Below are 24515 nucleotides of genomic sequence, written 5' to 3'. Positions count from 1 at the left end.
CCACCGTTGCTTTCCTGCGACTTGATCCGCCGGACAGCCCCTAGCCGGACCCGGCCCTCTGCCGACCGGACCCGGCCGGGGCGGGGGCGGTCAGGCAGGCCACGGCGCCCCCGCCACGCGGCTCCCCGGGTCTTCACGGCCTTGACGGTGTCGCCAGGAACTCCACCACGGCCAGTGCGAACAGCAGGCACAGGGCGAGGCCCACCACCACCCAGCCGGTGGGGTACGACCACAGCAGGTAGGCCAGCACCGCCCCGGCCACCAGGATCCAGGTGATCCAGGTGCGGTACCGGCGTACGAAGGGGCCGACCGGTCCGGTGCGCAGTCCGGCGTGGTCGGCGGTGCCGCGGGCCGCCCCGATCCCGGACGTCCACACGCCCCGGACCAGCCCGGCGTACCGGCCGGGGCCGCTGACCCAGGCGGCCAGGGCGACGACGACGGCCAGCGCCACCACCACGCGCACGCCGGTACGCAGGAAGCGGGTCAGCGCGTCGTAGACGGCGGCCGCCGCGCCCGGGGAGACGCTCGCGGGCAGCCGGTCCAGGTAGAACACGCGGAACACGTCCAGCCCGATGCCGAGCAGCCCGGTGGTGACGGCGACCGCGAGGCACCCGGTCACCAGGGCCCGGCGCCGCCGTACCGCGAGCAGCACCCCGGCGGCGACCAGCAGCACGGCCAGTACGGGCAGCCAGTTCCCGGCGAGCTGGAGCAGCCGTACGTAGGTCTTGACCTTGCCGACCTGGTCGGACCTGAGGAGGGTGAAGTCGGTGTGCACGGCGGGGATGTGCTTGGCGGCGGTCAGTCCGGCGTCGACGAGACGCTGCTTGACCTGGTCCACGAGGGGGCCGATGTCGAGGGTGACCGAGTCGCCGCCCAGCTGTACCGCGCCGCCGCCGCTGCCGGTGAGGGCCTTGTCGAGGCTGCTGTGGATCTGGCGGTTGGCGTCGGTCCAGACGGTCCGGAACGCCTCGGACGCGGCGACCGTGCGGGCCGTGTCGTGGACGAAGCTGCGGACGGCCCCTTCGAGTGCGCCGCCGAGTGCGCCGCCCAGCGCCTGCTGCAGGCGCGGCCGGTCCGCCGGGGCCACGTCGGCGAGCAGGGCGGGCAGGTCGAGGTGGCTCATGAGGGCGTCGGTGGCCCGGTTGGCCACGGCGTTCTGCACGTCGGAATCCGAGGCGAGCGGGGCGACCGTGCTGACGTAGCGGTCGGTGTCGCCCACCTGGTCGGCCGCCCACGAGGCCACCACGGCGAGCGGGGCGAGCAGGCAGCCGACGAGGATCAGGACGACGGCGAGGAGACTTCGGACGTGGTGCCGGGGCGGCCGGGCCCGTGCGCTCTCCAGGGCCGCGACCCGGGCCCGCAGCTCCCGGACGTCGTCGGACCGGCCCTCCTCGCCGTCCGCGTGCGCGCTGTCATCCGTCACCCGTGCCTCCCGCGCTCGATCCGGTCCCCCTCCAGCCGAACCGCCAGGGAGCACGCCCGCGAGCAGGAGGGGGCCGTCCGGGTCATGCCGCGACGCACCGGAGAGGACGGGATGTCCCTGGGCCGCCGTCGGAGAAGTCGGAACGTCTCTGGGCCGTCGTCGGAGAAGACGGGATATCCCCGGGCCGCCGTCGGGGAAGACAGAACGCCCCCGGCCCGCACAGGGCCGGGGGCGTCCCGTCGGGAACGCGGTGCCCGGGTTACTTCACCGGCTCCGGCTCCGGCGCGCTCTCCTGCTCCGCCTCGCCCGCCGGGTCCACCGGGGTCTTGACCGAGTCGAGGAGCAGCTGGGCCACGTCCACCACCTGGACGGACTCCTTGGCCTTGCCGTCGTTCTTCTTGCCGTTGACCGAGTCGGTCAGCATGACCAGGCAGAACGGGCAGGCCGTGGAGATGATGTCGGGATCGAGGGACAGCGCCTCGTCGACGCGCTCGTTGTTGATGCGCTTGCCGATCCGCTCCTCCATCCACATCCGCGCGCCACCGGCGCCACAGCAGAAGCCGCGCTCCTCGTGGCGGTGCATCTCCTCGTTCCTGAGGCCCGGGACCTTGCCGATGATCTCGCGCGGGGGCGTGTAGATCTTGTTGTGGCGGCCCAGGTAGCAGGGGTCGTGGTAGGTGATGATGCCCTCGACCGGGGTGACCGGGACCAGCTTGCCCTCGTCGACCAGGTGCTGGAGCAACTGCGTGTGGTGGATGACCTCGTAGTCGCCGCCGAGCTGCGGGTACTCGTTGCCGATGGTGTTGAGGCAGTGCGGGCAGGTGGCGACGATCTTCTTCGCCGACTTCGGCTTGCGGGACTCCTCGGTCACCTTGCCGTCGTCGTCCAGCTCCTCGCCGAACGCGGTGTTCAGCGCCATGACGTTCTCCATGCCGAGCTCCTGGAACAGGGGCTCGTTGCCGAGGCGGCGGGCGGAGTCGCCGGTGCACTTCTCGTCACCGCCCATGATCGCGAACTTGACGCCCGCGATGTGCAGCAGCTCTGCGAAGGCCTTCGTGGTCTTCTTGGCGCGGTCCTCCAGGGAGCCGGCGCAGCCGACCCAGTACAGGTACTCGACCTCGGTGAGGTCCTCGATGTCCTTGCCGACGACCGGGACCTCGAAGTCGACCTCCTTGAGCCACTCCAGGCGCTGCTTCTTCGCCAGGCCCCAGGGGTTGCCCTTCTTCTCCAGGTTCTTGAGCATCGTGCCCGCCTCGGACGGGAACGCGGACTCGATCATCACCTGGTAGCGGCGCATGTCGACGATGTGGTCGACGTGCTCGATGTCGACGGGGCACTGCTCGACGCAGGCGCCGCAGGTGGTGCAGGACCACAGCACGTCCGGGTCGATGACGCCGTTTTCCTCGGCGGTGCCGATCAGCGGGCGCTCGGCCTCCGCGAGGGCGGCCGCGGGGACCGCCTTGAGGGCCTCCTCGCTCGCCTTCTCCTCGCCCTCGGCGTTCTTGCCGCCACCCGCCAGCAGGTAGGGCGCCTTGGCGTGCGCGTGGTCGCGCAGGGACATGATCAGCAGCTTGGGGGAGAGCGGCTTGCCGGTGTTCCAGGCGGGGCACTGCGACTGGCAGCGGCCGCACTCGGTGCAGGTGGAGAAGTCGAGCAGGCCCTTCCAGGAGAAGTGCTCGATCTGGGAGACGCCGAAGACGTCGTCCTCACCGGGGTCGGTGAAGTCGATCGGCTTGCCGCCGGAGGTCATGGGCAGCAGGGCGCCGAGCGAGGTCTCACCGGTCGCGTTCCGCTTGAACCAGATGTTCGGGAAGGCCAGGAAGCGGTGCCAGGCGACACCCATGTCGGTCTTCAGGGCGACCACGATCATCCAGATGAAGGAGGTCGCGATCTTCAGGCCGGCGAAGAAGTAGGTGAGGTTCTGGAGCGTGGAGACGTCCATGCCCCGGAACCAGGACACCACCGGGTACGAGATGAAGAAGGAGGCCTCGTAGGAGTCCACGTGGTGCTGGGCGCCCTCCAGCGCGTGCAGCGTGAAGATGCAGACGCCGACGATCAGGATGACCGTCTCGACGAAGTACGCCTGGCCGAAGTTGGAGCCCGCGAACCGGGACTTGCGGCCCGGCCGGCTCGGCTTGCTCAGCTGGCGGATGGCGATCAGCACGAGGATGCCGAGCACCGTCATGGTGCCGATGAACTCGACGAAGACGTTGTACGGCGCCCAGTCACCGATGACCGGCAGGATCCAGTCGGCCTGGAACAGCTGGCCGATGGCGTTGACGATCGTCAGGAGAAGGGAGAAGAAGCCGACCGCGACGAACCAGTGCGCCACGCCCACGATGCCCCAGCGGTTCATCCGGGTGTGGCCGAGGAACTCCCTGACCACCGTGACGGTCCGCTGGACGGGCTCGTCGGTACGGGTGCCGGCGGGCACGTTCTGGCCGAGCCGCGTGAAGTTGTAGATCTGCAGGATGGCGCGGGCGAACAACGCCACGCCGACCACGATCAGAACCAGCGACACGATGATCGCGGCGAGTTGCATGGGGGCTCCTCGGGCCTGCGAGGGGTCTCTTCGGGTCTCCGTACAGAGAGTGCCCGAAATTACTAAGCGGTAACTTATGCAGTCGGTTCGAGACTACCCGCATCTTTACTCGCACTGTAGCCAGGTGCGGGGTGATCTGGGTCGCTGAGGGGTGCCTGTGCGGCACCCCCCGAACCTGATCGTGTTATTCGTACATAATGGTTACATTCCGGTCTAATTTGGACCCGTGCTCTACGGGATCGCCGCCGCCACCACCGCCTTCCTGCTCGCCGCCTTCCTCGCCGCGCTGATCCGGCCGTGCGCCCTGCGGCTCGGCCTCCTCGACCGGAGGCGGACGCGGCGGGTGCCCGCGCTGGGCGGCCTCGCCGTGGCCGGCGCCACCTGCCTGGTCGCCTTCGCCGGCGACTGGACCGGCGTCGCGCCGCTCGGCACCGGCGTCGGGAAGCTGCTGGCCGCCGGGGGAGCCGTGGCGCTGCTCGGGGCGGTGGCCGACGTGTGGCGGCTCAAGACGCGGTTCCTGCTGTTCGGTACGGCGGTGGCGGCCGCCTGCGTCGTGCCGTACGGCGAGTCCGGGATGGCGGGCGGCCTGCTCGGCGCCGGGTGGATCGCCTTCGTCGCCGTCGCCTTCAAGGGGCTCGACCACGCGGACGGACTGGCCGGGACCGTCGGGGTGGTGACCGCCTTCGGAGCCGGGGCCTGCGCCGCCGCCGAGGTGATGGACGGGCTCGCCGCACTGCTGAGCGTGCTCGCGGCGGCGCTCACCGGGTTCCTGATGCACAACTGGGCTCCCGCGCGGATCGCCCTCGGTGCCGCCGGTTCGCTGTTCACCGGGTTCGTGCTGGCCGCGGCAGCGCTGGTCACCCGGACCGGGTACGACCCCGCCGCCGGCGCGGGCGTGCTCTTCGCGCTCACCGCCGTCGCGAGCGCCGACGTGCTGCTCGTCGTGCTGTCCCGGCTGCTCGCCGGGCGGCCGGTGCTGCGGCGCGGACCCGACCATCTCGCGCACCGGCTGCGGCGCCTCGGGCTCACCTCGCAGGGGGCGACCGTCGTCCTCGGTGCCGCGTCCTTCGCGGGGGTGCTTCCCGCGGTCCTCGTGCACACCGGCTGGACCGGCCCCGCAGCCGTCACCTGGGCCGTCGGCGTCACCCTGGCGGTCGTGCTGGGGCTGCTCGGGGTCCCGGTGTACGGCCCGCGGCGTCCGACGGGTGTGCACACCATCGGGCGGCATACCGGGGGCCTGGAGCCGGGGCCTGAGGCCCCGGAACGCATCGCTCCAGAGCGCACGGCAACGGGGTACCCGGCACCCGGCGCACCACCACGGGGACCGCGGCCCGGCGTCCCGGCGGTCTGGCAGCAGGTCGGTCTTCCCTCCAGCCGTAGCCGCTCGTCATGCCGGGGACAGCTGACGCCGGATGGGTGAAGCGGGTCATTCCCTCAGCGATGCGAGTCGGCGGCACAGCCGCATGCGGTCGAGATGCCCCATGAGCCCCTGCTCCTGACCGACGACGAACTGCGCGACACACGGATCGTCAGGATCGACGTCGAGGGCGCCGGGACCTCCGTGGTGCAGCGGCTCGGGCCGGTGCTCGGACGGCCCGGCCCGATGCGGAGCAAGAGGCTCGGGCGATCGCGCCGGGGTTTGCGCGCCAGCGTCCGGATGAGACCCCCGGTTCCACGCGGCCGTCCTGGCAGCCTGCATCGGTGTGGTTGCGGGGAGGTACGGCGACGAGAGGCGTCGAGGGATGGACGAGGCCGGGATGCGGCGGGTGGTGTTGGACGTGTGGCGGCGAGGCGCTCACGGCTCCCCTCGTACTCCGGGTCACTCAGTGAGGGGCCCGCCGCGCCCGATGGGCGGCGGTGATCGCGATGAACCGGATGTTGCCCACGGCGTAGCGCAGGAACATGCGGCGCGGCTCCTGGACCAGCCGGTGGAACCATTCGAGGCCGGCCCGCTGCATCCACCGCGGGGCCCTGCTGCGCAGTCCCGCCACCACGTCGAAGGAGCCGCCCACGCCGACCATCAGGGCGCAGCCCAGGTCCTCCTGCCCGCGGGCAAAGAAGTACTCCTTGCGCGGACTCGGCACGGCGAGGAACAGAATGTCCGGACGGGCCTCGCGGACCGCCGTCACCACATCGGACTCGTGAGCCTCGTCCCAGTAGCCATCCTGGTATCCGACGATCTTGACACCCTGGCCGGCGGCGATGCGCGCGGTGGCCTCGACCACTTCCGGTTCGGCGCCCAGGAGGTACACGCGATATCCCTTGCGCGCGGCGCTGCGCCACAGCGCCAGTATGAAATCGATGCCTGCCACCCGCTCGGGCAGAGGGCTTCCGAGGATGCGGCCCGCCCACACGACCGACTGTCCGTCGGCGTTGACCAGCGAGCACGAGCGGATGATCCGCGCCAGTTCCGGGTCGTCGTGCGCCTGGACGACCTTGGCAGCGTTGAGTACGACGTGTTGGTGAGGGCCGCCGTCCGCGATCAGTGCCTCGGCGGCGGCCACCGACTCCTCGAGCGTCAGAGGATGAACCGGCAGCCCGCATACCGTCACCGGGCGGCCCAGGCCGGGCGGCCCGGCGGACGCGTTCTCGTCCGCCAGTCCGGCCCTGGGTACGTTGCGCCGCAGTTTCGTCAACGGTCCCTCCCAAAAACGGTGTCCTGCCAGAACCGAACGAACTTCTTCTCGACGCTGCTGTGTTCGTAGAGTGGCCGCAGCCCCTGCCATGCCTTCTGCTGTCGTCGCCGGACTCCTTCGAGGTCGTCCCCGCATGCCTTGAGGAACCCGGCAACCGAGTCCACTGTGGCTTCGACCGGCTCGACGCATCCCTCGGCGAAGAGTTCGGCACATCCGGGTGACGGGGTCGCCGCCACGGCACAGCCGGCCTGCAGGCCTTCGAGGAGCACGAAGGGAAGCCCTTCAACCCAGCGTGCCGGAAGGACAAAGGCGTCGACCTCTGCCCAGAAAGAGGGGACGTCTGCCGGATCGAGTACACCCAGATCCTTGTCCACGACGGCCATGGCGGAGCCCGGTACGTCGAGGCGCATTCCAGCAACGGAGAACTCCACAGCCATGCCTCGTCGCTTTGAGCGGCCGACCGCGTCGCACAGTACGTCGAACCCTTTGGCCCGGCACATCGTGCCGAGCCAGCCGACGCGCAGGAGACGGGGCGGGCCGGGCACCCGGGGCCGGACCGCCGGTGGCGCCGGATTCCGCACCACCGTGACCGACTCCGTAGAGCAGCCGCTGGCGTGCAACTCTGCCGCCACTGCCTCGCTCAGAACGATCCAGTGCCCTCCTGCCAGCACCTTCCGCAGTGCGCGGTTCGAGGACAGCCGGGCCGGCAGCTGGGCGCCGTGAAGGTGGAGTACCGGAGCGCACTTGACGATCCTGGTGAGGACGACGATGAGGACGTCGCGAAGAAGAGGAAGGCCCCACTGGGAGATCGGCACATACATCGCCCTTGGAGATCGCGTCGCCAGCGTGTAGGAGCACCGCCAGAGGGTCGCCGCCACAGCGCGAAGCTTTGCAGGCAAAGTGGCCTCGAACCGATTCCCCTCAGCGCGATCCGCTGATAGAGAAATAACTGCTACGACCTCGCAGTGCGCCTGCATGACTGGGGTGAAGAAATCAGCAGCCCTTCCCATGCCGCCCAACGATGACCGGTGCCTCAAGATAATGACATTTTTCCTGCAGGGCCGGGATGTGCTCAGCGGAAAATAGGAACGGTCATATTTCTGCTTAGCGGGCGAGGTCATTTTGATCATACTCTTACGTAACACCGCCATACCTCTGGCACTCCCGCGCAGGTTTCGCTCGACGCAACTTGATGACGGTTCTATGGCAGCAGAGAAGCACAATAGAATCCACACAGCACAACCGTGTTGTGCGGCGCTCCCTCCGTTCGGCCGAAGCTCAGGGGAGTCGGCGAGGACTGGGCATTCTCACGTCACTGTCACGGCTACGCCGATTGTGTGAAAACTTCCCCGACGCCCGCCGATTCCGTTCGGAGCGGGCGCGGAAGCGTATAGATTTCCGCAGGGGTCGGAGTTTGATCTGCGTCTCTGTAAAGATCAGTAAAGTAGCGATGGACTGAGCGGCTTGCGGCGCTCAATACTGTAATTCAGGCATTTTCATTCCCAAATGTCGCGGCGCATCCACTCAAGAGAGGCGTGGCAAAATAAATCCCGACAAATTGTCGGTCAAGCGTGAGAAAGCCTAGAAGGAAGCTCAGCGTGCAGGAAGATATTCGGGGATACTGGAGTGCCAACCCGTGTGGAGAGCAACTCGTCGGCGGTCCCTCAAGTGACGAGCCGCACCATTACGAGGAGTTTTTCGATCGGTATGATGCGCTGAAGTATGGGCTTGAATCTCACATCCCTGCCTGCCTGGACAAAATGAGTCCCGCCAATCGTCAAGTGCTGGAAATCGGTCTCGGGCAAGGGTCGGAGGCCGAGCAGTTGATCAGGCGGGGCGCCTCGTGGACTGGCGTAGACATCACCGAGACGTCCGTGAGGCGAACAAGAATTCGAATGAATCTGCGAGGGCTTCCGTTTCAAGGAATTCACAGGGCAAGCGTTCTGGACCTCCCCTTTCCGGATAATTCTTTCGACGTAGTATTCAGTCACGGTGTGTTGCATCATGTGCCGGACATCGATCGGGCGCAGCGTGAGATCTGGCGAGTGCTGAAGCCGGATGGTGAACTGGTGGTCATGCTCTATGCCCGTTGGTCGCTCAACTATCTGGTGGCGATCGGACTGGTACGCAGGGCCGCAGTACTGATCGCGTATCCCGTTGTGCGGATCGGAGGCTGCAAGAACAGAGGGCGGCTGGGCGACCACATTGGAAATGCTCGGCGACAGGGACTTTTTAACTACCTGCGCATGGGCGAGTTCATCCACCATAACACTGACGGGCCGACCAATCCATATTCTCGTGTTTACGGCATGCGGCAGGTTCGCACAGATTTCTCGAGCTTTGCGGTAAAGAGTGCAGAGAAGCGTTTCATGCACGCTCCCCCGCTGCCCGTCCACGGGCTTCCAGGTGAGAGAGTGCTGGGGTGGCATCTGTGGGTGCGTCTGACCCCGAGAAAATTCCCGTGACAATGCCGCACGCCTCCCGGTGCATGGCAGATGGCGAGCGAGACCTAGGAGTAAGGAACAATGCTGGAACCGGGAACGACGGCGATCATCCTCTCAGGAACGGCCGTCGGTACGCTCTTTCTCATTGTTGCTCTCCGAGCCTCCGTCCGCGCAGGTGACTGGAACACTACTGCTGTATTCATTTTCGCGTTGGGATGGTTGATGAATATCCCAGTGCTCGCCATCGTTTGGAGTGGAAATGCTTCGTTCGTCACCGGCCCCTTCGGTAACAAGATCCTTCTGGAACCCGTGGCGAACCCGTATTTCACCGCGCTACGGTGGGCGCTGGTAGCGGTCATTTTATTGACCGTTACCCTTTCCTTCCTACGCGGGGCGACTGGGGGTCGAAGGCGAGTCCGCCATGTCACCATCGTCGCACTGCTGTTGCATATTGTAATCACATTCAGTACCGGGCTGAACAACGGGCAAATGTTTTCAGCGACCCAGATGAGTCTTGCCGTGGTCCTGGCGGTATGTATCGTGCTGCCGGTTGGGCGTGGCGCACACCTGGGTGCCGGTGTATTCGGTATTACCTTGGCTATCCTCAGCGGATTGGCGGCTGCGGTACGTCCCGCGTGGGCTGTGGTGCCCTGCCGAGCCGACAAATGTGGCCCGCTGGGATTCTTGTTCCGGGGAGTGCTGGGCCATGAAAACGCCCTCGGTATCACCCTTTCCGTCGCTCTTCCATATGTTTATCTCGGGTTCCGCGGAAAGGCGCGATTCGTCCTGAGTCTTTATGTGGCAGGAATGGTTGTGCTGACCGGAAGTCGAACAGCGGTTATTGCTGTGGCGGTGACACTTCTGGCGCTGGCCATACTGCGGCCCCGAGTCGATACCCCCGCTGATTGGTGGCGTATCCGGGTCGCCTGGGTCGTTGCTGTCGCCGGGCTTGTGATCGGTTTCGTTCTCCCCATGATGAGCAGCGACAGTCACGGTTACACGGGTCGAGTCTACTTGTGGGCTGCGACATATAAGAAAATGGATTCCGCGCCATTTCTGGGTTTCGGTCGAGGCGCCTTGTCGGGGTTTTCTCAACAGCACCTCAACCCTCTGATGTACTCTGTCCACAATCAGTTTCTGGACATGAGGTTCGCGGCCGGCTGGATCGGTTTTTTCCTTTTCCTGGGAATCCTTGCGGTGATGATTCGGAACTCGGGCAGAGGGCAAAGGCTAGTCATGTTGACTGTGCTCATCGCGCCCATCTATATCGGAATCACGGAGCGCCCGTGGTCCTTGGCCGAGCTCGATGGAATGACGTTCTCTCTCCTGGCTGCGATGTTGTGCGCGGTCGAGGCCTCGGAAGAGAAGGGACCCCCATCGACCGTCTGCTCGACCAGGCGAGGGGAGGGGGCAGTCTGCACGGCGAGTACCGGTTCGCCGTCTCCAACCCGTATCTGACGCCCGAAGACGTCGCACTCGGTTACGAGAACCGCTGGAAGCCGAACGCACCTTCCGCTCAGTGAAGAGCACTCACGGTCGCGTCGGCGACCAGACTTGCGCGGCATCTGCTGCTGTGTCGGTCGACGCTGATCCGCTTTTCCGAACGCCGTACCGGATGCACCGTGCATATGGCGCCACACCTGTTGACGGGAAAGCGGTTGGAAATGCGTCCACACGGGGGGGATGTGCGGCCGTGACTGTGGGTGTTTGCGGGAAGACTTCTTACGCTGTGGGCGGGGAGGCCCGAACTGGCTGCGTAGCTATAGAAATGCCAGTCAGTCGCCCCATCCGCCTGCATTGCCTCATGGAGCTCGTATGCAAGCCGAAACGGCGCTTATCACCGGAATCGCCCCACAGGACGACTCCTGCACTGCCGAGGTGAGCCTGGAGAAGGGTTACACCGTCCGCGGGATTTTCCGGCGAACCGACGCCTTCACCACCGGCCGCATCGACCACCTCTACCAGCACGCGCGTGATCCGGAAGCCGAGCTGTCCTTGGCGGCCGCGGCGCCCGCGCCGGCTCAGGACCTGGGCCCGCATGGGCGTTAGGCGGAAAGATCCCGTGGCAGCACCACATCCGCCACACGACCTGAGTTCGGTCGATCGGCCGTCGAAGGTACCGGTTGCGCCAGTGCCCACGGCGCGCGCCCCGGGCGGGACGCACGACGGACCGAGGCAACGCTTCCTCGGCCCCGTCGCCCGGTCGGTCGGCGCGAGGGCCGTGACACTACCCGTCACCGCGATCACCAACCTGGCACTGGTCCATACCGTGGTCGGCGCGGTGGGTGTGTCCGGCTATGCGCTCTTCGCTTTGGTGACCACGCTGCCAGCGGTGCTTCCGGTCACAGATCTGGGCGCGGGAGCCGCCCTCACGGAAGCCGTTGCGCGTGACACGTCGCGCGAACAACGGCTGGTGCGCGGAACGATCCTGTCGTCGGCACGCTACCTGGTGTACGCAGGAGCAGTCGTTGCAGCTACGGGCGTCATCATGGCCCTGTTCGGAGTGTGGAACAGGGTGCTGGGCGATGTCGCACAGCCGGGGGCCGACCTTGCGGTGGCGGTCGCTTCTGTGCTTTTCGGGTGCAGCATGCCGCTCGGACTGAGTAGATCCGTGCTGATCGCCGTGAACCGCAATGAGGTCTCGTTCCTGCTGCAGGGGGCAGGCAGCGTCCTGCAGTTCGCCCTCGTGCTTTTCGCCGTCGGCCTGGACGGGACCGCAGGAGTGTGTGTCTTCGCCGCCTTCCTCTCGCAGTTCGTCGTGAACGCGGTCGGCACGGTCCTCGCCGGCCGCTACCTCCGGATGCCGCTGCTGAGGATGATCCTCTGTAGCGTCCGCGAAGGGGGACTGAACGACCGGGCAACCATCTCGCGCTTCGCACTTCCCATGACCATCACCACCGCCGCCACGGCCCTTGCCTACTCCACCGACCGGCTGGTCCTCAGCCACACGGCCGACGCGACGGCGGTGGCCGGCTATTCGGCCGGGGCCCAGTTCTTCGGGCCGGCGAGCAGTCTGCTGAGCGCCGCCGGTCTACCGCTGTGGGCGCTGTTCGCCAGGAGAAGGCGGTCGTCCGGCGCGCACGGGCGGCAACTCGCCTGGCTCACTGGGTACTTTGCGGCTGGGAGCCTTGTCCTGAGTATCGGAATCGTTGTGCTCGGGCCCTTGGCGGGCACCTGGATGATGCATGAGCGGATCCGCGTGGGGACCGATCTCATGGTTGCGTTCGCCACGCTGCTCATCGTGCAGGCGCTCGCCTGCCCGGCCAACATGTGGATGACCGACGCCGCGGGTCTGCGCTTCAAGGCGATCACCTTCAGCCTGATGGCCGCGGCGAATCTCGCTGTGTCCATCCCTTTGGCACGACTCGGGCCCGAGGGACCCGTCATTGGATCGGTCGTCTCCTACGCTGCCCTCGTCCTGGTACCCATCTTGCTCAGAGCCTTCCGCCGGACGTGACAGCGTTGCCGCCAGTGACAGGAACCACCGCATGTCGCCAAAAAATCCCCCCGTGATCAAGCCGACTGCATTCGGCTCCCCCAGCGAGGCACAGACCACGCACCCCATGACCAACCTCCGGCTCGCCCAGGACCTGCTCAACCCGGCTCGGGCTTCGGTAGGACGAATGGATCGGTTTTCCAGTCCTGGCGTGGCTGCCCAACGTCATGCCGCTGATACAACCCGGTCTGGCTCCGCCTGCGACGTACTGGGAGTCCGACACGCACTGCATCTCGCCGAAGAACCGGGAGCGTACATGTACAGCCTGAGAGCCTGGTGAGACGGCTGCGGCGTCTTCCTGGGATCCGGTGTCCCTGCTCGCCCACGAACGGCGTCCATCCGGGGGATCGATCCGGAAATCGGCGAGGACTAATTGACGACACGGTGCGACCCGTACGCGGACTACGTTCCGCCACCTGCCGGGTCTTCCATAAGAAGAGAGGCGATGTTGTGCATCGGCGACGAATCACGATCGTGCAGCCGTATATCTCACACTACCGAGTACCGTTCTTCCACAGGCTTGCAGGTGATCTCCACAGGGAACTGGGAGCGGACCTGATCGTCGCGCATGGTTCGCCTCCTCCGGCCCAGGGCAGCGGCAGTGTTCAAGACGCTGACGAGTTGGAAAGTGCTGTCAGCGTGGTTCAGCATTCCTGGCGGATCGCCGGGTTGCCTGTTCGCGTGCGGCGACTTGGTCATCTTCCCCGTTCATCGGACGTGGTTATCGTGGAACAGGCCCTCCAGAACCTGGAGACTTTTCCACTCCTCGCCAGGGGGCTGTTGCGGAGGGCCGGGGCCGGATCTGGTCCTGCCCTGGGCATGTGGGGCCATGGTCGGACTTACGACAAGCAGGCCGGCCCCTTGCTCCGGACAGCCAAGCGCTTCCTCACTTCGCAGGTCTCGTGGTTCTTCGCCTACACAGCCGGCGGCGCGGACCATGTAGCTGCGGGAGGCTTTCCACGCGACCGCATCACCGTGGTACGGAACGCCACGGACACCACAGCTCTGGCGGCAGCCCGAAATGCGGTCACCGATGAGCAGGTCGCGGACTTCTGCTCCCGGTTCGGGCTGGTACCGGAACGCACCGGCCTCTATCTGGGGGGATTTCATGCGTCCAAGAGAATTCCGTTCCTGATGGAAGCGGTGGGGCACATCGTCGAGCGCGTGCCCGAGTTCAGGCTTCTTGTCGCGGGTGACGGCCCGTGCAGGCCTTTGATCGAGTCTTCGGCTGCGGGCGGAGACGGCGTGGTGTACGTGGGCCCCGTTCATGACGAACGTCGCGCGCTGCTGGGCGCGGCGTCACGGCTCATGCTCATGCCCGGGCTGGTCGGACTCTGCGCAGTAGATTCCTTCGCGCTCCGCACCCCATTGGTGACGACAGACAGTCCCCGCCACAGCCCGGAATTCGAGTATCTGGACCATGGCCGCAACTCGATGGTCGTGACTGGCGGGCCGGAGCAATATGCAGAGGCTGTGGTGAGGACACTGACCAGTCCCGGCCTCATGGCACGGCTTCAGCAAGGTTGTGCGTCAGACGCCGACAAGTACACGGTAGAAGGTATGAGCGCCCGATTCACCGAAGGAGTGGCCGGGCTGCTGAGAACACGTGTCGGCGGCGGGTGAAAGTGATCCAGAAGCAGGGTTCGGCCGTCGTCGAGAACACGCTTTCCTCAACTTCCGTTGGCTGCCCCGGAACGCGCATCGGGCGCGCTGACCCCCAAGGAGAAGCAGAGGCGGAGACGGCTGGATGCTCCTGAGCGCCGGTGCGGCGTCATTACGTCGCGGTCGGTGCGGCGTCGGTGGCGAGCGTGGGAGGAGGGCGGCGTGGACGTCCTGCGCTTGACGGGGCCGGTGTCGGTGGAGCGGCCGAGCCCTCCGCGGTGGGAGTTTGGGCATGGGCCGCCCGCCTGGGAAGACGAGTTCCGGGGGGTGGACGCGCCGGGTCAAGCTGGTGATCGGGTGGATGTTCGATATCGGCTGCACGGTCCGGGGGCGTGCCAGTTCCCGCGGTCGCAAGGCTGGTCCGCCCGGGTTCCGCTGCGGCGGGCACTGGAGCGGGATGGGGGGCGATCGAGGAGTGGAAGACGGAGTTGCGGCGCGATCGGACCTCCGGACATTGCGGGTCCGGCCTGAGTGCACTCCCCGGCGCCGCAAGAGACGCCGTCATGATCGCACCATCAGCCCAAGTGGATTTTACTATGCGTAGGCGATGCAGGCGATTTCGGAAAACAACTGCGGGACACGTCGTGCGAGTTCGGTGCCTGTCCTGCCAAGGATCCGCGGGCTCTCGAAGTACGGCCGGAATTCGACCGACCGGTATCCACACCGGCGGGTCAGCATGAGCTTCAGCGACCTGTGCGTGAAGTAGTGCAGATGCCCCTCGTCGTGCAGGTCACTGTCCTTGCCGGAGTATGTCGTCAGACCCTCGTTGCGTGAGCCTGTGGCCGGGAACCAACCACAGGCGAGTTTTACGCGGCGCGTCCATTTGGCGATGTTGGGGGTATCGATGTAAGCAAACCCCCCAGGCTTGAGCAGGGTGCGTACGTCGGTCATGGCGCCCATGGGGTCGATCAAGTGCTCAATCAGGGCAACCATCACCACTGCGTCGAAACGACCTTGGACTGTGGCCGACGCCTGCTCGGCATTGGCTTGCACAAGATGGAACCGCGGGTCGGTGAAAGTGCGGCGGAGGCCGTCCAGGCGTGCTTTTGCAATGTCGCCAATTGTATAGTTGGCGAAGGGAACTCCGCCTGCGCGCAGGCTTTCAGCGACCAATCCGTTCCCTGCCCCCAGTTCGAGTACATCGGCGCCCTTCGGAAGCACTGCGGCCAGTGTGGTCACAGCGCCTTCGAAACGGTTGCGGGGCACCATGTCCAGCGGCAAGGGCGTGGGGGCGGCGGCGGTGAGATCGTCGGCGTATTTTGTCTCGTAGTGCTCTGAAAGGCGAGTCGGAAACACTTGTGTTCCTTTAGTTGGTTGCAGCGGTTCTATGCTCAATTCTGCACATGCAGGGGCGATGCGGTCGATACGGCGCGCCGCGCCCTCCTGTCGGATTGTCCATCTGTGCTTAATGGCCCGCTGCAGATCTGACGCGACGCGATTCCGTCGGGACAGGATGGCTGCCGAAAATTTTTTACTGGAGTTGGGCAACCGGCCCGACATCCTCGATACTCCGCCGCGCCGAGGCAGCCTGTGCGGCTGTCCTGTCACCGTGAAGTCGTGCAGCGAGTGATGCCGAGCACGGCGTTGGGATGACTCCGCCACGGCGGACGCTGGCGCCGCGTTATCTAGGGGCGGGCGGCGTCTGCCGGGCGAAAGAGGGAATATTGCGTCCAGTACGAGGCATACGCTCGGATTGCGCGTGCGCGTCCCCTATAAAGTATGGGGAGCAGCGCCGCCCCGTGGGGGCCGCCCAGGACATGTCCTGTCCGTTCGGGAACATTTCTGCTCGGTATCACGTGTCGTCCACTGAGTGGGATCCGGCAGCGGACGCAAATCCCTCAGGAGTGTGCCGATGACTTCCGTCGTCGTCGTGATGGCCTGTCACAACCGACGCGACACCACCGTCCGGTGTCTGCGTTCGCTGGTCGGACAGTGCCCCCCCGAGGTGTCGCTCCGGATCGTGCTCACCGACGACGGAAGCACCGATGGCACTGCTGCTGCCGCACGTGCGATCTGGCCCGGTATCCACGTCATGCAAGGCGACGGGGCGCTCTTCTGGGCGAAGGGGATGGCGCTTGCCGCGTCAGCCGCGGTGGACTACGACTTCCTGCTCTGGTTGAACGACGACGTCGTTCTGGACCCCGGAGCGCTGACGCGCTTGCTGGCCACACATCGGGCGCTGGTCGGGTCGGGGCAGGATCCGCTTGTTGCCGGCGCGCTGCGCGACCCGCTCACCGGCGCAGTGACGTACTCGGGTGTGGTGCGCCAGAGCCTGTTGCGCCCGACACGCTTCACGAGGGTCGCTCCCGCCCACCGCCCGCTGCTCGTGGACACCATGAACGGGAACCTTGTACTGGTGCCGCGAAGCGTGGTGGAACGCGTGGGGCAGATCGACGGCAAGTTCGAGCATGGCATGGCCGACTTCGACTACGGCCTGAGAGCAAGAGCCCTGGACTGCGCTGTGTGGGTGGCACCCGGAACACTCGGCACATGCGCCGGGAACTCGGTGGCCGGAAGTTACATGGACCTCACCTTGTCCGTGTGGGAACGGTTGCGCCTCATGCGTACGCCCAAGGGGCTGCCGCCACGCAGCTGGCTGCGCTTCACCCGGCGGCACGCCGGACCGTTGTGGCCGGCGTATTGGCTATGGCCCTACCTTCGGCTCGCCGTCGGTGGCATGTTGGTGCAAAGCCGTCGCCGGGTACCGCGTTCTGCCCGTGCTTGATTCTCTTCGGTGGGCGCCCGGGGCCACGGGACGGCCTCGGGGAGGATGTCCACCGTGGAGAGCGTCGGGGAGCGGAAGCCGAGCCGGTCCGGCCGCCGGGCGGTCCGCTGGTTCACCGACCGCGGAGCCGGTCACCACCGTGGTGAGCACGGTCGTCAGTGACCGTCACCTGCAGCTCCGCGGCACCGTCAGCCACTCCGCACCACGGGTTCCCGTTCGGCTCCCGGGCCCTCATCGAACGCGCCTCCGGCCCCCTGCCTCCATGGGCTCGGTCGGAGAACGCCTGGCCAGCCGGGCTACTCCACCGACGACGCTGGCGCACCCGCCTGGCACAGTCCACCGCGCTGTTCGCGTACCTGGAGATCTTCGCTGAGCAGTTCGTCCCTGAGGAAGATCGCATCGCACTGGAGCATCTGGCCGGTTCGAGGATCGGTGAATCCCGGAACCAATGCCATCAAGGTCAAGCCGTAGCGGTGTTGTACCAGGTCCAGGGCTTTCCCCAGCAACAGCCCGCCTTTGTACAGGGGAACACAGGAGACTTCCATCTGTAGACCCGCGCAGTGATGCAGCCGGTCTCCGGCCCCCCGCAGCACTGCCTCTTCGTAGCCCTGGACGTCAAGTTTGAGGAAAACCGTGTCACCCGGCGCGGTCACCTGCCGCCATAGTGCATCCAGGCGATGCTGCTCGGCCTCCTGCCGTTTCACGTAGCGTGACTCCGGGCAGGCCTCGGCATGCCGGGGCATCATGGGCAGTACCGAACTGCTCGCAGCACCGTTGCCGGCGACATTGATGGTGACCGTGGCACGCTCGTCACCCAGCGCGTGCGGGAACACCGTCCACAGCGGATCTCGGGCCGCACGGCGCCGTAGGATCGCCAGCGGATCACACACAGGTTCGAACGAGACGATCCGGCCTTGATAGCCGAGGCGCCGTAGTGTTGCGCCGTACTGGCCGCAGTTCGCTCCCACGTCGAGAACGACGTCGATGCCACTGCGGAGCAGCAACTTGACGACGCGGTATTCGGAGGAACACTCAGGGAATCGGTTCACATCAATCCCGATACGCTGCGCAGCCCTGCGGGCCTGATGTAGGAGGGTCACTCGTCAATTGTGAGGGTTTCTCGTCCTGATTGCGGTATTGACAGGGTCTGCGCTTGTCGGTGGCCTGCGTAGATCCATCGGGCGTACGGGCTCTCGGGGTTCCTGCCCCCTCGTCACCTCCGAATGACCGGGCTTCGGGCCGGAGCGGTGGTCCCGCACTCGCTCGTGCCCGGGTGCGGGGACCAGGATCCGTGACACCCGTTCGGCCAGGTCCGCGCGCATCTGACGATCCGCTCGTTCCGTGGAGTGCCTCCTGATACGGCCGATCCGGTGGTGAGGCGGGCCCAGCGATGGTGAACGTAGCCGATCGGACTCCGTATCCGCGCGCTGTGAAGCCATCAGTGCAGCGATTGTGTTCACGGCATGCGTGAACTGACCGCCGACGCGGTGATGTCCGTACGAAGCACACCAGCGTGCTGCCCTATGCGGCGGCATCCGCAACGCTGCGGGGGATGGGTGCGAGGAGTCGTCCGTCCGAGGTCACCTTGCAGTCGGCGCAGGGACCATCCGCTCAGTGGCGGCATCCATCAGACCCGCGGAGTGCCGCAGCATGTCGAGTTCGGCGTCCACCATCAGCCGTGCCAGCTCGGGGGCGCGTACGGTCGGCCTCCAGCCGAGGACCCGTTCGGCGAGTGATGCGTCGCCAACCAGGTCGTCGACCTCGGAGGGCCTCAGGTACCGCGCGTCAAAACGCACGTGGTCGCGCCAGTCCAGGCCCACGTGCGCGAAGCAGTACTCCACGAAGTCGCGCACGCTGTGACTGGTCCCGGTGGCCACCACATAGTCGTTCGGCTCGTCCTGTTGCAGCATCAACCACATCGCCTCGACGTATTCGGCTGCGTAGCCCCAGTCCCGGCGCGCGTCGAGATTGCCGAGGTAGACCACATCCTGGAGCCCCGCCTTGACACGTGCCGCGGCCGTGGCCACCTTGCGGGTGACGAACGTCGGGCCGCGCCGCGGAGACTCATGGTTGAACAGGATGCCGTTGACGGCATACATGCCGTAGGCCTCGCGGTAGTTACGGGTCACCCAGTATGCGTAGACCTTGGCGACCCCGTACGGGGAGCGCGGATGGAACGGGGTGGTCTCGCACTGGGGCGGCGGCGCGGCGCCGAACATCTCCGAACTGGAGGCTTGGTAGAAGCGACATGACAGGCCCACCGAGCGGATCGCTTCGAGCAGACGCGTGGTGCCGAGCCCCGTGGTGTTCCCGGTGAACTCGGGTTCGTCGAAGGACACTCGCACATGGGATTGTGCGGCGAGGTGATATACCTCGTCCGGCTGCACTTTCTCCAGCAGCCCGGCCAACCGGGTTCCGTCAGTCAGATCCCCGTAGTACAGGAAGAGCCGTGCCTGAGGGTGATGAGGATCTTCATAGAGATGCTCGATCCGCTGGGTGTTGAAGGTGGAGGCGCGGCGAACGATGCCGTGCACGACGTATCCCTTGTCCAGTAGGAGTTCCGCTAGGTAGGAACCGTCCTGGCCGGTAATTCCGGTGATGAGCGCCGTCTTCGCGGTCACGTCAACTCCATATGTTATTTCGTCGTATAGAATGCTTCGGTCAGCACTCCTGATAGTTCTTGGTCCCACGTCAGAATAGAGATCTCATCATCCCTTTCGCTGAATTATGGCGATGTGTCTGCATGGTGGACGTCGGTAATAGAGTGACGGTCGTGCGGCGGCGTCCTGGTGAGACGGTCCTCGACGACGTGGCAGCCGAACCGGAGTATGCGGCATTGACCCGTCCGACAGGAGGCCCAGATGAGCGTTGCGCATGCGGTACCGACCGGCACCTGTCGTCCGTTGGACCGATCTGCTCCCGTTTTCGTCGCTGGGAGAAACGGGCTCGTGGGATCGGCCTTGTGGAGGCTTCTTACGGCCGAAGGTTTCAGCTCGCTGCTCGGTCCCACCTCGACCGAACTCGACTTGCGGGACCGGCCTGCGGTCTTCGAATGGTTTACGAAGCACCGGCCGCACGTCGTGATCCTCGCGGCGGCCCGTGTGGGCGGCATCAATGCCAATAACACCCGTCCTACCGATTTCATCTCCGACAATCTGATGATTCAGGTGAACGTGCTGGATGCGGCTCTGCGAAACGGGGTGCAGTGGCTGCTCTTCCTCGGATCCAGTTGTATCTACCCGAAATACGCCGAAAATCCGATCCGTGAAGAGGCGCTGCTGACCGGCAAGCTGGAACCGACCAATGAGGCGTACGCGGTTGCCAAAATCGCCGGAATCACCCAGGTCAGAGCCGTCCGTCGGCAACATGGACTGCCGTGGATCTGCGCTATGCCGACCAATCTGTACGGGCCCGGAGACAACTTTCACCCCGTGCACTCGCATGTTCTGCCCTCTCTGATCCGGAGGTTCCATCAGGCCCGGACGGAACGGTCGCCCAAGGTGGTCAATTGGGGCTCAGGGGAGCCCCGCCGGGAATTCCTGCACTCCGACGACCTGGCGCGGGCGTGCCTGCTGCTGCTGGAGGGATATGACTCTGACTCACCCGTCAACGTGGGCACAGGTGAAGATCTCTCCATCAGGGAACTGTCGGACCTGGTGGCGTCCGTGGTGGGCTACGAGGGAGCCGTCGAATGGGATACGAGCCAGCCGGACGGTACGTATCGCAAGGTCCTCGACATCTCGAGGATCACTGCTCTGGGGTGGGCTCCGACGATCAAGCTAGCCGACGGAATCGCGGACACATACGCCTGGTATGAGTCGGCCGGCCTCTGAACGCTCAACGTTGGGCGCGTCGTGCCGTTCGTCAAGGAACCCGCTCGCGTTCGACGCGAAGATGAGCTGCGACCGTGACCGGGGACGGCGTCACGGTCCTGGTCGTGTCGTCAGATCCGCGGCACGAGGGCCAGGGAAGCCTCCCGGTCTCGCTCCGGATCCTCCTCGGCTCCCGAGCGGCCTGACAGGCAAGGCGGTCGACTTCGTCGGCTTCTTCGGGCATCTCGGGAGGACGGCGACGGCGCCCCGGGGGAGATGCAGGGAGAATACCGGGAGCGAAATTCAATGCCTCTTCAATCGTGGTGTGTGTCAGACCTCAACGGTCAGGGAATCGCTGCTATTCTCCGGAGCAGGCGGATGGGTGAAAAGGAGAAGCGCCGTGCCGAAGTCCGGATTCTTTTCTCAGCAGCTTGTCAGTGCATCGGTAGCGAGAGATCGGGATGTCCTGCTGCTGAATCTCTGCGCTGGACGCCGTGTCCTCCACGTCGGCTGCGCGGATTCTCCGTTGACGGCCGAGAAACTGGCCAACGGGTCAATTCTGCACGCCAAGCTCTTGCGGGAGGCATCCCATGTGCACGGTGTGGACGTCGACCACGCCGGCATCGAGCGTCTGCGTGAACGACTGCCGGGCGAATACTCGGTGGCCGACGTCGCAGATCCGAACGACAGAAGCGGTCTGGTCAAGTTCAGGCCTGAGGTCGTACTGGCAGGGGATGTCATCGAACACGTGAGGGACGCCGCCTCGTTCTTGCGCGGTCTTGCAGCCCTCATGAGGGAAGCGGGAGACGGAGTCGAGTTGATCCTCTCGACACCCAACGGATTGGCCGCCAAGAACATGATCAATACGCTGGCGGGCCTGGAAGTCATCCATCCGGACCACGTCTACGTCTTCACGCCCGCGTCGCTGGCCCGCCTCGTCTCGGACTGCGGGCTGCGCCCGAACCGTTGGTTCTTCTATCACGTCGACTCTGGAAAGGGCGCTCGGGCCCGGCTCTACGATGGCATCTCTCGAGCTGCGGCCAACGTGCGGTCGGCTTTCGCCGAGGGGCAAGTACTGGTCTGCCAATCCGGTACCTGAGTTCGGGGCACCGCACGGGCAGGGCTCCCACCGGGCGGCGAATCTCTTTTCATGGTATTCCGCTGGAGATCGAGCGGAAGGCATGGGGGACGGACTGGTTCCGTCCTGAATATCGTTGGCCGACCTGATACGTTCCGACGCTCGAATGGTCCACTCGCTGGTCTGCTGGGATTTATTCATTCCTTCCCGTAGCGGACCTTTTGGTTTCCCTCGGGCCACCGTCAGCGCGTTCGACCGTGACACGTCCGAAAAGGAATTCTTTCAGTGTTCTCTAATGTCTGCGTCATCGGCCTCGGCTACATCGGCCTGCCCACCGCCGCCGCCCTCGCCACCAACGGCATCGACGTCATCGGTGTCGACGTCAACCCCGTCACCGTCGACCTCATCAACGCCGGCCGCGTGCCCTTCGTCGAGCCCGACCTGGCCGTGGCGGTGAGCGGCGCCGTGGCCATGGGACGGTTGCGGGCGACGGGCACACCCGAGCCCGCGGACGCCTTCATCATCGCGGTGCCCACCCCGCTTCAGGAGGATCACACGGCGGACCTGTCGTATGTGCGTGCCGCCGCCGCCTCGGTGGCCGAGGTACTCAAGGCGGGCGACCTCGTCATCCTGGAGTCCACCTCGCCGCCCGGAACCACCGTGGAGCTGTCCCGGTGGCTGGGCAAGTACCGGCCCGACCTCACGTTCCCGCACGGGACGGCGGACGCGCCGGACGTGCGGGTCGCGCACTGTCCCGAACGTGTCCTGCCGGGCCGGACGATGATCGAGATCGTGACCAACGACCGGGTCGTCGGCGGCGTCGGCGAGGGCTGCGCCGAGCGGGCGCGCGCCCTGTACCAGGTGTTCGCCAAGGGGGAGTGCCTGCTCACCGATGCCACGACCGCGGAGATGGCCAAGCTCAGCGAGAACGCCTTCCGGGACGTCAACATCGCCTTCGCCAACGAGCTGGCCACTGTCTGCGACCAGCTCGGCATCGACGTGGGAGACGTCATCGACCTGGCCAACCGGCACCCCCGCGTCGACATCCTGCGTCCCGGGCCGGGGGTCGGCGGGCACTGCATCGCCGTGGACCCCTGGTTCATCGTCTCCGCCGCGCCCCGGCAGGCGCGGCTCGTCCGGCTCGCCCGTGAAGTCAACGACGAGCGGCCGGACTACGTGCTCGGTGAGATCGTCCGGACCGCCGAGCGGTTCAAGGACCCCGTGATCGCGTGTCTCGGCCTGGCCTTCAAGGCGAACATCGACGACCTGCGGGAGAGCCCCGCCCTCCATATCGCCACGCGGCTCGCCGAGCGTCAGGTGGGCCGGCTGCTGGTCGCCGAGCCGCACATCGGGGAACTGCCCGAGTCACTGGCACGCACGGACACGGTCGAACTCGTCGACGTCACCAAGGCCGTGCGGGACGCCGACATCGTCGTGCTGCTCGTGGACCACGAAGCCTTCCGTGGCGTCAAACGGACCGCGCTGCGTGGCAAGGCCGTGTTCGACACCCGCGGCCTGTGGCACTGACGCCGGCATCTTTGCCGGGTCCGGCGCGCAGCCGAACTCCGCCGGGCGTCCGCACAGCCCCATCCAGTGTCCGATCGCCCGGACGGCACGGTCCGCGGCACGGCCGTCACCGTACGGGTTGACGGCCTTGGCCATCGCGGCATAGGCGCTCCGGTCGTGCAGGAGCCGCCGTACCTCCTTCACGATGCGGTCGCGGTCCGTGCCCACCAGGCGGCTGGTGCCGGCCCGCAGGGCTTCCGGACGCTCCGTGGTGTCCCGCATGACCAGCACGGGCTTGCCCAGACCCGGCCCTTCCTCCTGGACGCCTCCGCTGTCGGTCAGGATCAGGTGCGCACGGTTCATCAGCCGGGCGAACGCGCCGTAATCGAGTGGTTCCGTCAGGCGCACCCCCTCAAGGCCCGCCACCTGCGGCAGGATCGCCTCTCGCACCACCGGGTTGGGGTGCAGCGGGAACACGATGAGAAGTCCGGGTTCGGTGCGGGCGAGATCGGCGAGGGCACCGCCGATGGATGTCATTCCGGTCCCCCACGACTCACGGCGATGGGCCGTCACCAGCAGGACCCGGCGGCCGGTGTCGTCCAGGTCGGCCAGCGCCGGGTCCCCGTACGGGGTCTTCCGGCCGACCGCCCAGCGCAGGGCGTCGATGACCGTGTTCCCGGTGACCACGACGGACGACGCGGGGACCCCCTCCCGGAGCAGGTTCGCCCGCGCGTGCCGGGTGGGCGCCAGGTGGAGGGACGCCAGTTGCGTCGCAAGCCGGCGGTTGATCTCCTCGGGGTACGGCGAGTACCGGTCGTCCGTGCGCAGCCCCGCCTCCAGGTGGACCACGGCGGTCTTGGTGTAGAAGGCGGCGAGCGCCCCGGCGAACGCGGTCGTCGTGTCGCCCTGGACCAGAACCGCATCCGGGCGTTCGCTCTGCAGCAGGGGGCACAGTCCGTCGAGGACGCGCACGGTGATGTCGGCGAGGGACTGGCGCGGACTGAGGATGTCCAGGTCGTGATCGGCGCGGATGCCGAACAACGCGTGCACCTGGTCGAGCAGCCCGCGGTGCTGGGCGGTCACGGTCACCGTCGGCCGGAACATCGTGGACCGGTCGAGTGCTTCGACGACCGGAGCCATTTTGATGGCCTCCGGTCTCGTTCCGTAGACGACCATCAGTCGCTTCAACCG

At 66.2% G+C, this 24515-nt stretch carries 16 protein-coding genes and 2 pseudogenes; 10 read left to right on the top strand and 8 right to left on the bottom strand.

The window, feature by feature from the left end:
• Positions 1 to 133 precede the first annotated feature (133 nt).
• Together LQ326_RS33120 and LQ326_RS33115 are read right to left on the bottom strand one after the other, a co-directional pair.
• Complete coding sequence (locus tag LQ326_RS33120; protein ID WP_234542746.1) at positions 134 to 1423, bottom strand: hypothetical protein; 1290 nt, start codon at positions 1421 to 1423, stop codon at positions 134 to 136.
• 259 nt (positions 1424 to 1682) lie between these two features.
• Positions 1683 to 3965, bottom strand: coding sequence for a heterodisulfide reductase-related iron-sulfur binding cluster (locus LQ326_RS33115; protein ID WP_181807279.1), 2283 nt, complete (start codon positions 3963 to 3965; stop codon positions 1683 to 1685).
• A 226-nt stretch (positions 3966 to 4191) separates the two neighbouring features.
• Between LQ326_RS33115 and LQ326_RS33110 the strand changes: the two are divergent.
• Positions 4192 to 5175: pseudogene (locus tag LQ326_RS33110) on the top strand (MraY family glycosyltransferase); the annotation flags it as partial.
• Between the two features lie 613 nt (positions 5176 to 5788).
• Here the strand turns inward: LQ326_RS33110 and LQ326_RS33105 are convergent.
• Both LQ326_RS33105 and LQ326_RS33100 read right to left on the bottom strand, forming a co-directional pair.
• Positions 5789 to 6691 carry a WecB/TagA/CpsF family glycosyltransferase gene (locus LQ326_RS33105; protein ID WP_268207846.1) on the bottom strand — a complete coding sequence of 301 codons (903 nt, stop codon included), beginning with the start codon at positions 6689 to 6691 and terminating at the stop codon, positions 5789 to 5791.
• A complete protein-coding gene (locus tag LQ326_RS33100; RefSeq protein WP_234542743.1) occupies positions 6598 to 7611 on the bottom strand; it encodes a glycosyltransferase family 4 protein in 1014 nt (337 codons plus the stop codon). Before LQ326_RS33100 ends, LQ326_RS33105 begins: the two co-directional genes overlap by 94 nt.
• A gap of 588 nt (positions 7612 to 8199) precedes the next feature.
• Between LQ326_RS33100 and LQ326_RS33095 the strand changes: the two genes are divergently transcribed.
• The 5 genes from LQ326_RS33095 (at position 8200) to LQ326_RS33075 (ending at position 14164) form a co-directional block, all read left to right on the top strand.
• Complete coding sequence (locus LQ326_RS33095; protein WP_234542742.1) at positions 8200 to 9066, top strand: class I SAM-dependent methyltransferase; 867 nt, start codon at positions 8200 to 8202, stop codon at positions 9064 to 9066.
• Between the two features lie 60 nt (positions 9067 to 9126).
• Positions 9127 to 10503: an O-antigen ligase family protein gene (locus LQ326_RS33090; RefSeq protein WP_234542741.1), complete on the top strand. Its 1377-nt coding sequence runs from the start codon at positions 9127 to 9129 to the stop codon at positions 10501 to 10503.
• A gap of 357 nt (positions 10504 to 10860) precedes the next feature.
• Positions 10861 to 11094 (top strand): GDP-mannose 4,6-dehydratase, encoded by a 234-nt coding sequence (locus tag LQ326_RS33085; RefSeq protein ID WP_234542740.1) that lies wholly within the window; start codon positions 10861 to 10863, stop codon positions 11092 to 11094.
• Positions 11095 to 11266: 172 nt separating this feature from the next.
• Entirely contained in the window at positions 11267 to 12502 is a 1236-nt protein-coding gene (locus tag LQ326_RS33080) for a lipopolysaccharide biosynthesis protein (protein ID WP_234542739.1), read from the top strand.
• A 513-nt stretch (positions 12503 to 13015) separates the two neighbouring features.
• The gene (locus LQ326_RS33075) at positions 13016 to 14164 is read left to right on the top strand and encodes a glycosyltransferase family 4 protein (RefSeq protein WP_234542738.1); all 1149 of its coding nucleotides are present in this window, start codon (positions 13016 to 13018) and stop codon (positions 14162 to 14164) included.
• Between the two features lie 573 nt (positions 14165 to 14737).
• On the opposite strand, the gene LQ326_RS33070 is transcribed toward LQ326_RS33075, so the two are convergent.
• On the bottom strand, positions 14738 to 15691 hold the full coding sequence (locus tag LQ326_RS33070) for a class I SAM-dependent methyltransferase (protein WP_234542737.1): 954 nt from the start codon (positions 15689 to 15691) through the stop codon (positions 14738 to 14740).
• A 364-nt stretch (positions 15692 to 16055) separates the two neighbouring features.
• On the opposite strand from LQ326_RS33070, the gene LQ326_RS33065 reads away from it, so the two are divergent.
• Positions 16056 to 16928 carry a glycosyltransferase family 2 protein gene (locus LQ326_RS33065; RefSeq protein ID WP_234542736.1) on the top strand — a complete coding sequence of 291 codons (873 nt, stop codon included), beginning with the start codon at positions 16056 to 16058 and terminating at the stop codon, positions 16926 to 16928.
• Between the two features lie 296 nt (positions 16929 to 17224).
• On the opposite strand, the gene LQ326_RS33060 is transcribed toward LQ326_RS33065, so the two are convergent.
• Together LQ326_RS33060 and gmd are read right to left on the bottom strand one after the other, a co-directional pair.
• Positions 17225 to 18028, bottom strand: a complete 804-nt coding sequence (locus LQ326_RS33060) for an FkbM family methyltransferase (RefSeq protein WP_234542735.1) — start codon at positions 18026 to 18028, stop codon at positions 17225 to 17227.
• A gap of 480 nt (positions 18029 to 18508) precedes the next feature.
• Complete coding sequence (gene gmd, locus LQ326_RS33055) at positions 18509 to 19549, bottom strand: GDP-mannose 4,6-dehydratase (protein ID WP_234542734.1); 1041 nt, start codon at positions 19547 to 19549, stop codon at positions 18509 to 18511.
• A gap of 240 nt (positions 19550 to 19789) precedes the next feature.
• Between gmd and LQ326_RS33050 the strand changes: the two genes are divergently transcribed.
• The 3 genes and pseudogenes from LQ326_RS33050 to wecC all read left to right on the top strand — a co-directional run.
• On the top strand, positions 19790 to 20761 hold the full coding sequence (locus tag LQ326_RS33050) for a GDP-L-fucose synthase family protein (protein ID WP_234542733.1): 972 nt from the start codon (positions 19790 to 19792) through the stop codon (positions 20759 to 20761).
• Between the two features lie 379 nt (positions 20762 to 21140).
• Positions 21141 to 21839 (top strand): class I SAM-dependent methyltransferase, encoded by a 699-nt coding sequence (locus tag LQ326_RS33045; protein WP_234542731.1) that lies wholly within the window; start codon positions 21141 to 21143, stop codon positions 21837 to 21839.
• 264 nt (positions 21840 to 22103) lie between these two features.
• A pseudogene (gene wecC / locus LQ326_RS33040) lies at positions 22104 to 23279 on the top strand (UDP-N-acetyl-D-mannosamine dehydrogenase); the annotation flags it as partial.
• On the opposite strand, the gene wecB reads toward wecC, so the two are convergent.
• Positions 23184 to 24512 (bottom strand): non-hydrolyzing UDP-N-acetylglucosamine 2-epimerase, encoded by a 1329-nt coding sequence (gene wecB, locus LQ326_RS33035; protein WP_372497016.1) that lies wholly within the window; start codon positions 24510 to 24512, stop codon positions 23184 to 23186. The pseudogene wecC and the gene wecB overlap by 96 nt on opposite strands.
• Between the last annotated feature and the right edge of the window lie 3 nt (positions 24513 to 24515).

Source organism: Streptomyces shenzhenensis (assembly GCF_021462265.1).
Taxonomy (GTDB): domain Bacteria; phylum Actinomycetota; class Actinomycetes; order Streptomycetales; family Streptomycetaceae; genus Streptomyces; species Streptomyces shenzhenensis.
Note: the sequence above shows the minus strand (reverse complement) of the source record. Positions and strands in the feature narration are given on the sequence as shown.

What these genes read in the sequence shown, in the direction of transcription:
- LQ326_RS33090 (WP_234542741.1), top strand. Translation starts at nt 9,127, where the DNA reads ATGCTGGAACCGGGAACGACGGCGATCATCCTCTCAGGAACGGCCGTC.
- LQ326_RS33100 (WP_234542743.1), bottom strand. Translation starts at nt 7,611, where the DNA reads ATGGGAAGGGCTGCTGATTTCTTCACCCCAGTCATGCAGGCGCACTGC.
- LQ326_RS33050 (WP_234542733.1), top strand. Translation starts at nt 19,790, where the DNA reads ATGAGCGTTGCGCATGCGGTACCGACCGGCACCTGTCGTCCGTTGGAC.
- LQ326_RS33105 (WP_268207846.1), bottom strand. Translation starts at nt 6,691, where the DNA reads ATGGCAGGGGCTGCGGCCACTCTACGAACACAGCAGCGTCGAGAAGAA.
- LQ326_RS33115 (WP_181807279.1), bottom strand. Translation starts at nt 3,965, where the DNA reads ATGCAACTCGCCGCGATCATCGTGTCGCTGGTTCTGATCGTGGTCGGC.
- LQ326_RS33065 (WP_234542736.1), top strand. Translation starts at nt 16,056, where the DNA reads ATGACTTCCGTCGTCGTCGTGATGGCCTGTCACAACCGACGCGACACC.
- LQ326_RS33085 (WP_234542740.1), top strand. Translation starts at nt 10,861, where the DNA reads ATGCAAGCCGAAACGGCGCTTATCACCGGAATCGCCCCACAGGACGAC.